General features: G+C 72.8%; 11 protein-coding genes. 2 read left to right on the forward strand and 9 right to left on the reverse strand.

Going from position 1 to position 12,671, the window contains the following annotated elements; genetic code table 11:
* Nucleotides 1-128 precede the first annotated feature (128 nt).
* The 7 genes from ACGFU6_RS22230 to ACGFU6_RS22260 all read right to left on the reverse strand — a co-directional run bounded on the left by ACGFU6_RS22230 (nucleotide 129) and on the right by ACGFU6_RS22260 (nucleotide 6,770).
* Nucleotides 129-1,448: an alpha/beta hydrolase family protein gene (locus ACGFU6_RS22230; protein ID WP_393613144.1), complete on the reverse strand. Its 1,320-nt coding sequence runs from the start codon at nucleotides 1,446-1,448 to the stop codon at nucleotides 129-131.
* 304 nt (nucleotides 1,449-1,752) lie between these two features.
* Entirely contained in the window at nucleotides 1,753-2,532 is a 780-nt protein-coding gene (locus ACGFU6_RS22235; RefSeq protein ID WP_393613146.1) for a sulfite exporter TauE/SafE family protein, read from the reverse strand.
* Between the two features lie 45 nt (nucleotides 2,533-2,577).
* The gene (locus tag ACGFU6_RS22240) at nucleotides 2,578-3,354 is read right to left on the reverse strand and encodes a GntR family transcriptional regulator (RefSeq protein WP_393613147.1); all 777 of its coding nucleotides are present in this window, start codon (nucleotides 3,352-3,354) and stop codon (nucleotides 2,578-2,580) included.
* Nucleotides 3,355-3,504: 150 nt separating this feature from the next.
* Nucleotides 3,505-4,104, reverse strand: a complete 600-nt coding sequence (locus ACGFU6_RS22245; RefSeq protein WP_393613149.1) for a TetR family transcriptional regulator — start codon at nucleotides 4,102-4,104, stop codon at nucleotides 3,505-3,507.
* A 40-nt stretch (nucleotides 4,105-4,144) separates the two neighbouring features.
* On the reverse strand, nucleotides 4,145-4,975 hold the full coding sequence (locus tag ACGFU6_RS22250) for a carboxymuconolactone decarboxylase family protein (protein ID WP_393613151.1): 831 nt from the start codon (nucleotides 4,973-4,975) through the stop codon (nucleotides 4,145-4,147).
* Nucleotides 4,976-5,187: 212 nt separating this feature from the next.
* Nucleotides 5,188-6,123 carry a DUF6000 family protein gene (locus tag ACGFU6_RS22255; protein ID WP_393613153.1) on the reverse strand — a complete coding sequence of 312 codons (936 nt, stop codon included), beginning with the start codon at nucleotides 6,121-6,123 and terminating at the stop codon, nucleotides 5,188-5,190.
* A 74-nt stretch (nucleotides 6,124-6,197) separates the two neighbouring features.
* On the reverse strand, nucleotides 6,198-6,770 hold the full coding sequence (locus ACGFU6_RS22260; protein WP_393613154.1) for a TetR/AcrR family transcriptional regulator: 573 nt from the start codon (nucleotides 6,768-6,770) through the stop codon (nucleotides 6,198-6,200).
* Nucleotides 6,771-6,878: 108 nt separating this feature from the next.
* On the opposite strand from ACGFU6_RS22260, the gene ACGFU6_RS22265 reads away from it, so the two are divergent.
* Nucleotides 6,879-7,928, forward strand: coding sequence for an NAD-dependent epimerase/dehydratase family protein (locus ACGFU6_RS22265; RefSeq protein ID WP_393613156.1), 1,050 nt, complete (start codon nucleotides 6,879-6,881; stop codon nucleotides 7,926-7,928).
* Between the two features lie 322 nt (nucleotides 7,929-8,250).
* Entirely contained in the window at nucleotides 8,251-10,248 is a 1,998-nt protein-coding gene (locus ACGFU6_RS22270) for a glycosyl hydrolase family 28-related protein (RefSeq protein ID WP_393613157.1), read from the forward strand.
* Nucleotides 10,249-10,559: 311 nt separating this feature from the next.
* Here the strand turns inward: ACGFU6_RS22270 and ACGFU6_RS22275 are convergent, their stop codons facing one another.
* Together ACGFU6_RS22275 and ACGFU6_RS22280 are read right to left on the reverse strand one after the other, a co-directional pair.
* Nucleotides 10,560-11,087 (reverse strand): nucleoside deaminase, encoded by a 528-nt coding sequence (locus tag ACGFU6_RS22275; protein WP_393613158.1) that lies wholly within the window; start codon nucleotides 11,085-11,087, stop codon nucleotides 10,560-10,562.
* Complete coding sequence (locus tag ACGFU6_RS22280) at nucleotides 11,084-12,550, reverse strand: purine-cytosine permease family protein (RefSeq protein WP_393613160.1); 1,467 nt, start codon at nucleotides 12,548-12,550, stop codon at nucleotides 11,084-11,086. Before ACGFU6_RS22280 ends, ACGFU6_RS22275 begins: the two co-directional genes overlap by 4 nt.
* Between the last annotated feature and the right edge of the window lie 121 nt (nucleotides 12,551-12,671).

A 12,671-nucleotide genomic window follows, 5' to 3' on the forward strand; every position in this document is an offset into this window, starting at 1 on the left:
AGGGCACGCCCACGCCCTGCCTGAGCTCCCCGGTCCGGCAGGAGATCGACCGCCGCGCCGACCGGGGGCACGGCCGGCCCTGCGTCGTCATGCACAAGCAGGTGGGCTGAGCTCTCGGGCCGTCCCGTTCACGGCGTGAACACCATCTCCGGGAAGCGGTCCGAGGGGCCGTGCAGCAGGCAGTCGTCGTGTCCGCGCAGCCACCGCTCGAAGAACGACGCCGTGTACGCCCGGCTCGCGGCCGCCGCCCGGTCCGGCCGCACCGTCCCGACGGCCCCGGCCAGTCCGCCGTCCGGTTCCGCGCCCTGGCGGGCCAGTTGAGGGAGCAGCGACTGCGCGTCGGTGTAGGAGGCGTGGCGCGAGCCGGTCAGGGTGACGTCGGCCCGCCAGCCTCGGGTGTTCTTCCAGAACGCCGCCCAGGACGGCTGCTGCCGGTAGTCGCCCGAGCCCTCGCCGGCCGTCCCCATCAGGAGCAGCGGCCGGTCAAGCCCGTCCGTGGCGACCGTGCTCAGCCGGCTGCCGTCCGGCTGTGCGCCGCCCACGTAGTCCAGTTGCCCGTCCATGTTGATGCCCGCCCGGATCCGCCGGTCGTCGTGCATCGTCTGGGCGGCGGTGAACCCGCCTGCGGAGTGGCCGAACATGCCGGTCCGGCGCAGATCGAGTACGTCTGCGAAGCGCGTCCGGTTCAGTTCCGGGAGCCGGTCGAGCACGAACCGGGTGTCGGCCACCCGGACCGCCATGACCTTGCGCAGCAGGGCGCTGACCGCGTCCGGATCGCTGGGCGGCGCGCCGTCGAAGATCCGCATGGTGGCGAGGTGCCCGTCGGGGAACTCCACCTCGGTCGCCTCGTAGGTGTGGTCGATCGTGACGACCGCGTACCCGTGGCTCGCGAGGTCGTCGACCAGGGCGGTGTTCCAGGTGCGCGGGTCGCCCAGTCCGCCGGAGTACAGCACGACGGGCAGCCGGCCGGCCCGTGCGGCGACGGGTGCGTCGCGGCGGGCGTGGCTGAGCGTGGCGGCCCAGTCGACGGACCCGGGTGCCATGCCCAGGTTCAGGGCGGCGGCCCCCTCCGGCCCACCGAAGTGCGCGGCGGCCGAGGCCGTCATCTGCGGCTCGCGCCGGGCCGGTCCGCCGGGCGCGGCCGGGTAGCGGACGCTGATCATCAGCTCGCGGCGGGCCGCGGTCCCCGGCAGCCAGGGCTCCGCGCGGGAGGTGTCGACGAGGTGGTGCACGGTGGTGCCGACCTCGAACGGTCCGGTGGGCCGGGGCAGTCGCGCGGTCGGCAGGGGGGTGCGGGCCCGCCGGCCGCCGGCCGCGAAGGACGGGATGGCGCCGGTGGCCAGCAGGGCGGACGCGGCGAGGGCGGTGGTGAGGACCTGCCGGCGGTTGTGGGTACGGGTACGCGGGACAGCGAGCACCTGGAACTCCCCGTTCGGGCGGTGCGGCACGCACGGCACGGTCTGCGGTGCCGCGGGTGGCGGGCGACGTGTGCGAACGCCTCCACGATGCCTCCCGGCTCCCGCCCGGCGCGTGATACCCAGGTGCTCATTCGGAGGCGTGGCGACTGGTACCCGGGTAGGGGATCGCCGCCGCCGTCAGGACTTCCGGGGGCATGGAGCCGCCGGGCTGCTGCCGCAGTGGCGTGCGCGGCCTCTCGCGTCCCGGCGGGTCGCGGCCGCACTGGGCTTCACGGAACTGGGCGCGCAGTTGAGCATCGAGACCGTCCGGTAGGGCGGGATCCGTACCCCCGCCTCAGGAGCGGAACGCGAGGTACGGGGCCAGCGCCAGGAGCATGGCGGCCATGGCGTACTTGAGGCGGCGGGCCGGGACCGAACGGGCGATGCGCCAGCCCACGATCACCCCCACCAGTTCCGGCACGCCGACCACCGCGGCCAGCGTCCAGTCGACGGAGCCGTGCTGGACGTAGCCGACGGTACCCACGCTCGCGATCACCACGGACTGCGCCTGCGCGGCGGCCAGCGCGGACAGCACCGGGAGCCCGCAGACGACCAGGAGCGGCACGCTCAGCATCGGCCCGCCCAGCCCGAACAGCCCCGCCGCGACGGCCACCGTGACCCCCACCGCGACGGTGAGCGCGAGCGGCACCCGCACCGGGGTGCCGGGCGTCGGCGCGGTCGCCGCGCGGCGCTCGCGGAGCCACACCAGCAGGCCGGTCACCGTGACGGCGCACGCCAGCAGGATCCCGAACAGCCGCCCCGAAACGTGGGTGTTGAGCAGCACGCCGACGGGGGTGCCGGCGAGCGCGCTCGCGGCGAGGACCACGGCGGTGCGCCGCGTGTCCGGGTCCCGCAGCTGCCCGGACCTGGTGTACGCGGCGGTGCCGAGGACGCCGGTCGCCACGTGGGTGACGATGGCGGTGCCCGCGACGCCGGCCGGGGTGAGGCCGGTCAGCAGGAACATGCCGATGGTGGGCAGCACACCGCCGGGCCCGATCGCGGTGATCCCGATGCCTCCCGCGAGGCCGAACAGGGCGAGCAGAACCAGGGTGAGCGTGTCGGGGGTCCAGGACATGGGGGTGCCTCCGAGGGCGGTGCGAGGGGAGGGGAGTCGCCTCGGTCAGGCGAGGGCGCTGGGCGGGGAGTCGCCTCGGTGGAGCAGCGTGTGCAGGGCGAACCGGTCGGCGCGCACCCGCAGGGACTCGGTGTCCACGGGGCGCCCGTCGGCGAGCCGGGTGAGCCGGTCGATCACGAACAGGGCCGCGCCGGCGGGGATGCCGAGCAGCCGCGCGGTGTCCGGTTCGGCGGTGACGGCGTGCACGGTGACCTCGGCGCTGCCGAGCCGGGTCCCGGTGGTCTCCTCGATGAGCGTGAAGACGTCGCGGCCGGCGAGGTCGCAGTCGAGGAGGGGGCGCCCGATGTCGGGGGCGAGCCAGGTCGAGTCGACGGAGAGCGGGCGCCCGTCCAGGCTGCGCAGCCGCTCCAGGTACACCGCCTCGGAGCCGTCCGGCAGTTGGAGCCGCTCGGTGACGGCCTTCGGCGCCTGCGGTACGACGCGGGCCGCGCGGACCGTGTTCGCCACGGTGCCGTAGTCGATGAGGGTCTCCGCGAGGCCGGTGAGGCGGTCGAGGCCGTGCCCGTACTTCGCCGTCACGATCTGGGTGCCGATGCCCCGCCTGCGGGTGATCAGCCCCTCGTCGCGCAGCAGGCCGAGGGCCTGTCTGACGGTGTTGCGGGAGGTGCCGAGCAACTGGCCCAAGGCGCGTTCGTCGGGCAGCATGCCGTCCTCGTAGCGGCCGGAGGTGATCCGCTGGCGCAGGGTGTCCGCGATCTGTCGCGCGCGTTCGGCGCGGGGGAGCGGCGGCCTCTCGCGGTGCGGTGGCGGTTCGTCTCGCATGAGCGTTTCGTCACCTCCTCTCGGCCCCCACGCTACCCGCCGGGCACCCCGCGCGAGGTTACGCCGAAGTTACGCCACCCATTCTGACCTGCGTAAACGCCTGAGCTGCGGGTTTGCCCCGGATGCCAGGCGCTCCGCCGGTCCGGGCGGTCACCGCGATGGCGCACCGGGGTCGGTGAGGGCCCGGACCATCCGCACGAGCGCGTCCCGCGTTGCCTCGGGGGAGCCGTCGGCACCGCTCAGGGCCATGCGGGCGAGCTGGGGCATGGTGAGCCACCAGGTCGCGAGGGCGAAGGCGGCCCCGAACAGCCGGCCCGGTTCGAAGTCGGCGGTGACGGCGCCGTCGAGCTGGAGGGCGGCGATCTGCGCGGCCTTGTCGGCGTAGTGGGCGGCGCGCTCCGTCTCGGCGGCCACCGGTGCCCGTCCGTCGCGCAGCCCTTCCCAGGAGAGCAGGCGGAGCAGGTGCGGGTGGGCGCCGTGGTAGTCGTACAGCCGTCCGGCGAAGTCACCGAGGTCGCCCTCCCCCGGGGCGGGCAGGGGCACGGCCTCGGCGGCCTTGGCCAGTTCGGATGCCAGTACGGCGGTGAACAGCTTCTCCTTGCCGCCGAAGTACTGGTAGATGCGCTCCTTGTTGACCTTCGCCGCCGCTGCGACGCGGTCGACGCGCGCGCCGGTCGGGCCGTGCTCGGCGAACTCCTCGACGGCGGCTTCGAGCAGGAGGCGTTTGGTGCGTGCGGTGTCCCAGGCCATGTCCGGATCCTTGTCGTTGTCGGTGTTCTTGCCCGTGCCCTTACGCGGCGTCCCGTGCCGCGTCCCGTGCCGCGAAGACCTCGCGTGCGGCGGTGATGCCGTTCAGTGCGGCGGGGAAACCGGCGTAGGCGGCCAGGTGGGTGATCACCTCGGTCGCCTCCTCCCGGGTGCCGCCGGTGTTGAGGAATCCGTGGATGTGTACGCGCAGCTGGGGGCCCGCGGTGCCCAGGGCGGTGCACATCGCGATCGTGGCCATCTCGCGGGTCTTCAGGTCGATCCCGGTGCGCTGGTAGACGTCGCCGAAGACGAACTCGACGAGGTAGCGGCCCAGTTCGGGGGCGATGTCGTTGAGGGAGTCCACCACCTGCTGCCCCGAGTGTCCGTCGACCTCCGCCAGGGCGCGCAGCCCTCGGGCGAAGCGCTCGGACGCACCCTCGGCGGCCGGTTCGGGGGCGCCGGGAGCGTCAGGGGTGCCGGGCGCGGCCGGGTGCTCGGCGAACACCGCGCGCGCGGCGGCGATCCCGTTGAGGGCTGCGGGGAATCCGGCGTAGACGAGTGTGTGCATGAGCACCTCGACGACCTCGCGCCGGGTACAGCCGACGTTGAGCGCGCCCGCGATGTGGAAGCGCAGCTGCGGTTCGGCGTTCCCGAGGGCGGCGAGCGCCGCGACGGTCACCAACTGCCTTTGGGGCAGCGTCAGTCCGGGCCGGGTGTACAGATCGCCGTACGCGAACTCGACGGCGTAGCGGGCGAGGTCCGGAGCGATGTCGGACAGCGCCTCCAGCGGGGTGGGTGCGGAGCCGCCGATCACCTTCAGCACGTCCAGACCCTCGGACAGCCGGGACGGTTCGGTGGGTTGTGTGTGGGACACGTCGAACTCCTTGTCGGGGCGGCGAGCACTGATCATTTCCAACTGATGGGTTGGAAGTTAGCACGCGCGACCACGAAACTCCAACCATGAAGTTGGAAAGCGTGACGGAAGCGATTGCGTGATCGTCGTCGGCCGCCCCGGGCGGTCCTGGACTCGCGGCCGGCCCAAGGGGCGGCCCTTGGCATCTCGTGCCGTGAACGAAGCCGAGAGCCCTATCGGGGGTGTTCCCGAAGCCCGGCCGCCGCGGTCTCGGTCGAGGCGAAGAACACGAAGTCGAGCCGGGTGTCGTGGCCCGGGTGCCACGGGTCGAGCGGCCGGGACAGTACCCAGCGGTTCGGGTCCCCGGTGATTTCGAGGAGCGCGTGGTCGCGTCGGCCGCAGTGTGCGACCACGGTCACGGGGCGGTCGGTGAGCGGCAGGCGCTCGTCGGGGTCGGCTGCGAGTGCCGCGGCGAGTCCGGCCTCGATGGCGGCACTGTCGGCGGGAGAGGCGGGGGTCCAGCCGGCCGGCAGGCGGACGGCCCGTATGTCGGTTACTGCCGGGCGTGCCTGTCGTGCGTTCTCGACGAGCGCGCGGAGTTCGCCGATACGGGCCCCCAGGGATTCGAGATGGCCGGGAGACGTGTCGTGCGTCCACCGCCACCAGGGCCCGTCCGGGGCGGTGAAGCGTCCGGCGTAGTCGCTGCCGAGCTGCGTGTCGATGTCGAGCAGGGCCCCCATCGCCCAGTCCTGGTCGTAGGTGAGGTCCCGCCGAGGCAGGTACGTGTCGAGGTAGTCGGACAGGATCCGGGCGTCCGCCGGTGTGGCGAAGCAGGCCAGCGCGAAGCAGTGGCCCTGACCGGCGAAGGTCTGGCTGCTGTCGATGAGCAGCTCGCCGATGCGTCGGCGTTGCCGCGTACGTCCGCCGATTCCGGCCATCCAGGCGGCGACGAGGCGTTCGCGCCAGCCGGCGCTGATTCCGAGGAGTGTGGTGAACTCCTCGTCGTCGGCCCGTCCGGAGTCCGCGATGAGCTCGCGCAGGAACGCGGTGCGTGCCGCTGGTTCCTGCCGTTGAAGGTTGCCGTGGAGCAGTTCGAGGTGGCGGCCGTCGACGAGGACGTAGCGGTAGGCGGCGGCGTTCAGTGCGGACAGGATCGTCATGCCGTCCATCCGATCACCTCCGGGCCGCAGGCGGAACGCCGAGCGGCTGAGCATCAACTGGGCCGGTCTTGGAGCCCGTCGGCTCAGGTCCCGGCGGGCCGGGTGCGCAGTCCGTCGAGGACGAGGTTCAGGATGCGGGCGGCGCGGGCATCGGCGTCGTCGCCCGGGGGGATGCGCCACAGGACGCTGAGCTGGAGGAGGACGTCCTCCGGGTCGGTGCCCGGCTTGAGGTCGCCGGACGCGGCGCCGGCGTCGAGGAGGACGGCGATGGCACGTAGGAAGGGCTGGTAGTTCTCGTCGTCGAGCCCGCCGTTCGTCGCCGCGTGGATGACCTCGGACACGCCGTACTTGAGCTTCCCGTAGTGCGCGACCTCCTCGAACCAGCGGCGCAGCGCGTCGAGCGGGGGCAGGTCGGCCGCGAGGGCGTGGGCGAGGTCGATGACCTTCTGGATCTCCTGGTGGTAAAGCTCCACGATCAGCGCCTCGCGGGTGGGGAAGTGCCGGTACAGCGTCCCCACGCCGACCCCGGCCTGCTTGGCGATGGCCGTCATGGAGGCCCCCGACGAAGCGGCGAAGGCCTCGGCGGCCACCGCGAGGATGCGGGCCCGGTTGTTCAGCGCGTCGGTGCGGGTGGCACGGGAGGGGGGCGGCGTCATGGCTGGTCCGATCGGTCCGGTTGCAAAGCGGAAGGGCTTCCGTTACGTTCGAAAAGCAATACGGAAGGGCTTCCGTTTAATCTTGCCACACCTTCACGGAGGACGGCCATGTCAGAAACGGTCCTGGTCACAGGAGGCAGCGGCTATGTCGCCGGCTGGTGCGCCGTCGAGCTGCTGCGACGCGGCTACCGCGTCCGCGCCACCGTGCGCGCCGACGGCAGGGCGCGGGCGGTGCGCGAGGCCGTCGCCGCCGAGGTGGACCCGGGAGAGCGGCTGGAGTTCGCGATCGCGGACCTCACGGCGGACGAGGGCTGGGACGCGGCCGTCGCGGGCGTCGACCACGTCCTGCACGTCGCCTCCCCCCTGGGCGGCGCCGTGGCCGACGGGTCCGACGCCATGATCGCCCCCGCGCGCGACGGTGCGCTCCGGGTCCTGCGCGCGGCCACCGGGGCGGGGGTGCGGCGCGTGGTGATGACGTCCGCGGCGAACACGGCCAGCCCTTCGTCCTACGCCACCGAGGGCGTCACCGACGAGACCCTGTGGACCGACCCCGACGACCCGACACTGATCCCCTACCGCCGCTCCAAGACCCTCGCCGAGCGGGCGGCCTGGGACTTCATGGCCGGTTACGACGGGCCCACCGAGCTCGCCACGGTCCTGCCCGGCGCCGTCTTCGGCCCGATCCTCGCCACCGGGACCATCGGGTCGGTCGGCATCGTCCAGCGGATGCTCGCCGGATCCATGAGCGGTGTGCCGCGCATCGGCCTGGAGATCGTCGACGTCCGCGACCTCGCGGACATCCACATCCGCGCCATGACCTCGCCCCGGGCCGCAGGTGAACGCTTCCTCGCCACCGGCGAGTTCACCTGGATGCGGGACATGGCCCGCGCCCTGCGCGAGGAGCTGGGCCAGGACGCCGACCGGGTCTCCACCCGACAGATCCCCGACTTCGCCGTCCGCCTCGCCGCCCGCTTCCGCGACCCGTCGCTGCGCGACATCACCCCCGCCCTGGGGCGCCGCAACCGCCACACCACCGCGAAGGCGGCCGAGATCCTTCAGTGGTGGCCCAGGCCCGCCCGCGAGACGGTCGTCGACTGCGGCCGCAGCCTGCTGGCGCACGGGGCGGTGCGGCGCGGTGCGGAGGCGGCGGCGCGCTGAGCCGGGTCCGCTGAACCGGGTCCGGTGAGCCGGTTGCGATCCCGCAATGAAATGCCCTGGCTACGCAAAATTCCTACGAAGATCTGTACTTGAACGGCAATCTGACGGAAACGTCTCGCAGGAGTCTTGTGGCCCGCGATGTCCGGGTCCTACTGTCGCCTCACCTCCCCGGCGGCTGCTCCGGCCGAAATCGGCCACTCCGGCCACTCCGGCCGCTCCTCAGAGAAACGGGCCTGCGATGTCACGGAAGATCACCGGCACTGATGAAGTGAGCCCGCGAAGACCGCGGCGAACGGCGTGGCACACGGCGGCGGTCGCCTCGATGACCGTCGCCGCTGTCGGCCTGGGCGTGCTGACGGGCACGCCCGCACCGGCCGCCCAGCGCGCCTCCGTGGTCACCGACTCCGCCACCTCCGCCGCGACTCCCGCCGTCACCCGCGCCGCCCTCGACCCGGCGCTCGTGGCGGGCCGGGGCGCGGACGTGCCGTTCGTCGAGCAGGAGGCCGAGAGCGCCGCGACCAACGGCACGGTCATCGGCCCCGGCCGGGCCGCGTACACGCTCCCCGCCGAGGCGTCCGGCCGCAAGGCGGTCAGCCTGGAGCCGGGCCGGCACGTCGAGTTCAGGCTGCCGCGCGCCGCCAACGCGATCACCGTGCGCTACAGCATCCCGGACGCCCCGAACGGCGGCGGGATCACCGCACCGCTGGACGTCTCGGTGAACGGCAAGAAGCGCTCCACCATGACGCTGACCTCGCAGTACTCCTGGCTGTACAACCAGTACCCGTTCTCCAACGATCCGGGCGCCGGGCTGCTCCACCCCGACTGGTGGATCACCGAGTGCTCCTGCGTACCCAGCGAGACGACCCCGGCCCCGGTCATCGCCAAGCCGTACCGGCCCAGCCACTTCTACGACGAGCAGCGCCTCCTGCTCGGCCGCACCTACCGCGCGGGCGACACCGTACGGCTCACCGTCCCGGCCGGCAGCCGGGCCGCGACGACGACCATCGACCTGATGGACTCGGAGCTGGTCGGCCTCCCGCGTATCGAGCTGCTCGCCGCCAACGTCCTCGCCTTCGGGGCCGATCCCACCGGCCGCCGCGATTCGGCGACCGCGATCGACAAGGCCATCGCCTTCGCGAAGCGCACCCACCTCAAGGTGTACATCCCGCCGGGCACGTACCAGGTCAACCGGCACATCGTCGTCGACGACGTCACGATCGTCGGCGCGGGCAACTGGTACACGAAGATCAAGGGCCACGAGGTCGCACTCGACACCCCGGCCGCCGACGGCTCGGTCCACACCGGCGTCGGCTTCTACGGCAAGGACGCGGCGGACGGCGGCAGCCGCAACGTCCACCTGTCCGGCTTCGCCATCGAGGGCGACGTGCGCGAGCGCGTCGACACCGACCAGGTCAACGGCATCGGCGGCGCGTTCAGCGACTCCACCATCGAGGGCCTGCACATCAGCCACACCAAGGTCGGCATGTGGTTCGACGGTCCGATGAAGAACCTGCGGATCACCGGCAACATCATCGTCGACCAGATCGCGGACGCCATCAACTTCCATACGGGCGTCACCGATTCACGCGTCGCTCACACCTTCGTACGCAACTCGGGCGACGACGGACTGGCCATGTGGTCCGAGAAGACGGCGAACGCCCGCAACACCTTCGACCACAACACCGTCCAGACCCCGGTCCTGGCCAACGGCATCGCGATCTACGGCGGCACCGACAACACCGTCTCGAACAACCTGGTGGCCGACCCGATCCGCGAGGGCAGCGCGCTGCACGTCGGCTCCCGCTTCGGCGCCGAGCCGTTCGCAGGGAAGCTGAACCTCACGGCCAACACGACGGTCCGCGCCGGTACGTACGAGCTCAACTGGAACATCGGCCTCGGCGCCCTCTGGATCTTCGCCCTCGACAAGAGCATCGACGCGGACATCCGGGTCACCGGCAACAACTTCCTCGACAGCACCTACAACGCGATCATGCTCGTCTCCGACTGGGCCGTGAAGGACCAGTACGTCATCAAGGGCGTCCACTTCAAGGACATCAAGGTGGACGGCACCGGCACCTCGGTGCTGAGCGCCCGCGCGGCGGGCGGCGCCACGTTCGAGAACGTGGACGCGCGCAACGTGGGCGCGGTCGGCGTCAACAACTGCGGCTCGTTCAACTTCCCCTCCACGGGCTCGGAGTTCGCCCTGACGGACCTGGGCGGCAACGACGGGGACTGGCTGGCCCCCTGGCTGCTCCCCAACACCATCACCTGCGACGACCGGCCGGACGTCGTCCCGCCGCCGGCGCCGGGCGCGTGGTGAGGCAGGACTGAACGCCGTACGACGGAGCGGCGGGGGGGGGGGGGGGGGGGGGGGGGGGGGGGGGCGGCCCCCCCCCCCCCGGGGGGGGGGCGCGGGGCGGGGGGGGGGGGGGCGGGGGGGCGGGGGCCCCCCCCCCCGCGCCCCCCCCCCCCCCCCCCCCCCCCCCCCCCCCCCCGGCCGCCCCGCCCCCCCCCCCCCCCCGGGGGGGGGGGGGGGCGCCGCCCCCCCCCCCCGCCCCGGGGGGGGGGGCCCCCGCCCCCCCCCCCCCCCCCCGCCGCTCACCCCTGTCAGGACCGGGGTTCTCGGTCCCGTCAGTTCCAGAAGCCCTCGTGGACCTCGCGGGCCTGCGGCAGGTCCACCGGGCCGATGACGGGGAGGTCGCGCTGTCCGGCCGCGAAGACGACGCGGCAGGGCAGCGCCATGGTCGGGTTCTCCTCGTTGGCGCCCGTCATGTCCAGCAGCTCGTCCTCGCCCAGGGCGTAGGCGACCCGGCCGATGTTGGACCAGTAGATGGCGCCGGAGCACATCGCGCACGGCTCGGTGCTGGTGTAGAGCGTGCAGGTGCGCAGGAACTCGGTGTCGTACTTCGCCGTCGAGAGGCGGACGAGGTTGGTCTCGGCGTGCCCGGTGGCGTCCCGGCCCGTGGTGACGGTGTTCTCGGCCTCGATCAGGACCGTGCCGTCCGGGCCGACGAGCAGCGCGCCGAAGGGGTGGTTGCCGGCGGCGCGGGAGCGGCGGGCGACGGCGACGGCGGTGTGCAGGTGGGCGGTGTCGGCGTCGGTGGCGACGGCGGCCGCCGCGGCCCGGGGGGTGGTCGCCTGAGCGGTGGTGCTGGTCATGCGGTGATCTCCTCTGTGGGGTGGGACGGGTCTTGTGCGGCGGGAAGGGCCCGCCCGCCGGTGCGGCGGGTGAGCGCGTAGTGGATGAGTCCGGCGGTCAGGAACGCGACTGCGGCGGCGGCCGCGCCGAGTGGCGGGTGCGCCTTGGCGATGGGGCCGACGAGGATGCCCGGCTGGCTCATGAAGGGGACAGCGGCGGCCAGGCCGAGCAGCCAGGAGAGGAAGCCGGGGCCGAACCTTGCCCCCGGGCCGGCCGGTCCGGCGGGGCGCCTGGCCAGGTAGCGGTCCACGAGCATCACGGCGAGCCAGGGGGCGATCCAGTTGCCGAGCAGGATCAGGAAGTTCTCGAACGACTTCCAGTAGTCGCCCTGCCCCGCGAGCCAGCCGAGGGTCCCGCCGAGGGCGCCGACGACGAGGACGGCCTGCCAGCGCCGCATCCTGACGCCCGCGATGAGCCAGGCCAGCGCGCCGGAGTAGCAGTCGAGGCAGCTGGAGGTGATGGTGGAGATGCCCAGCGCCAGCATGGTGACGGTGGCGAACAGTCCGGGCAGCACCTGGCCGACCAGGTCGGTCGGGGTGCCGATGAACGCGATGGTGCCGATCGCCGCGCCGAGTCCGGCGATCCACACGGAACCGAGCCAGGTGCCGGTGAAGGCGTACGTGAAGAGCCTGCGCGGCGAGGTGTCGACGGGCATGTAGCGGGTGTAGTCGGCGGCGTACGAGGAGAAGCTCAGCGCCCGAGCCGCCTGGACGGCGATGGTGAGGGCGAAGGCTCCGCCGAAGCCGAGCGCCCCGGCCCGGTCCGCGTCGAAAGCTGATCCGAGGTCGCTCTTGGTGAGGGCGTAGGCGGACACGACGATGAACAGCAGCGGCAGTACCACCGCCATCGTCTTCTGTACGAGGTGGATGAAGCCGTAGCCGACGAGCGCGATGGCGACCTGGCTGACCGTGACGATCGCGAACGCCGGCCCGAAGCCCGTACCGAGCAGCGTCTGCACGGCGAACGCGCCGAGTACGGAGTTCACGGCGAACCAGGCGCACGCCTTGAAGAAGACCAGGACGGCCGGGACAGCGGCCCCGATCCGCCCGAGCGGGCCCTTGGTCTGGACGAGGAGGCCCACGCCGGAGCGCGGGCCGAAGGTGGACATGGCCCCGATCGCGGCCGCGCCGACCGCGCTGCCCAGCATGATCGCGAGCAGCGCCTGCACCCAGCCGAGGCCGAAGGCCGCGGTGGCGAGCATGCCGCTGGAGAGGCTGGAGAACTGCACATTCGAGCTGAACCAGAGCGTGAAGGACGATCCGGGTCCGCCGCTGCGGGCGTCGGCGGCGATGGGTTCGATCCCGGACGTCTCCACGGCGGTGGCGTTCCGCAGGACTCGGACGAGCCGGTTGGTGTGGGTGCGCGGTGGGGTGTGCGGGTGGTTCTGGGGCTGGCTCTGGTTCTGGGTCTGGGGCTGGGTCACGACGAGCCCCCTCCCATCATTCGTAGGAAGCCTGGGAAGGCGGGAATGCTGCAGCAACGGCAGTACACACCCCTGTTGCCGCCCTCAGGCAGGCGTGCAGAATGCGAAAGGGCGGCCGAAT

The sequence above is a fragment of the Streptomyces sp. NPDC048462 genome, assembly GCF_043200175.1.
Classification (GTDB): Bacteria; Actinomycetota; Actinomycetes; order Streptomycetales; family Streptomycetaceae; genus Streptomyces.

Excerpts from the sequence above, each read along its gene's own strand:
- ACGFU6_RS22240 (WP_393613147.1), bottom strand. The coding sequence starts at position 3,354 with ATGCGAGACGAACCGCCACCGCACCGCGAGAGGCCGCCGCTCCCCCGC.
- ACGFU6_RS22265 (WP_393613156.1), top strand. The coding sequence starts at position 6,879 with ATGTCAGAAACGGTCCTGGTCACAGGAGGCAGCGGCTATGTCGCCGGC.
- ACGFU6_RS22245 (WP_393613149.1), bottom strand. The coding sequence starts at position 4,104 with ATGGCCTGGGACACCGCACGCACCAAACGCCTCCTGCTCGAAGCCGCC.
- ACGFU6_RS22235 (WP_393613146.1), bottom strand. The coding sequence starts at position 2,532 with ATGTCCTGGACCCCCGACACGCTCACCCTGGTTCTGCTCGCCCTGTTC.
- ACGFU6_RS22260 (WP_393613154.1), bottom strand. The coding sequence starts at position 6,770 with ATGACGCCGCCCCCCTCCCGTGCCACCCGCACCGACGCGCTGAACAAC.
- ACGFU6_RS22270 (WP_393613157.1), top strand. The coding sequence starts at position 8,251 with ATGACCGTCGCCGCTGTCGGCCTGGGCGTGCTGACGGGCACGCCCGCA.
- ACGFU6_RS22275 (WP_393613158.1), bottom strand. The coding sequence starts at position 11,087 with ATGACCAGCACCACCGCTCAGGCGACCACCCCCCGGGCCGCGGCGGCC.
- ACGFU6_RS22255 (WP_393613153.1), bottom strand. The coding sequence starts at position 6,123 with ATGGACGGCATGACGATCCTGTCCGCACTGAACGCCGCCGCCTACCGC.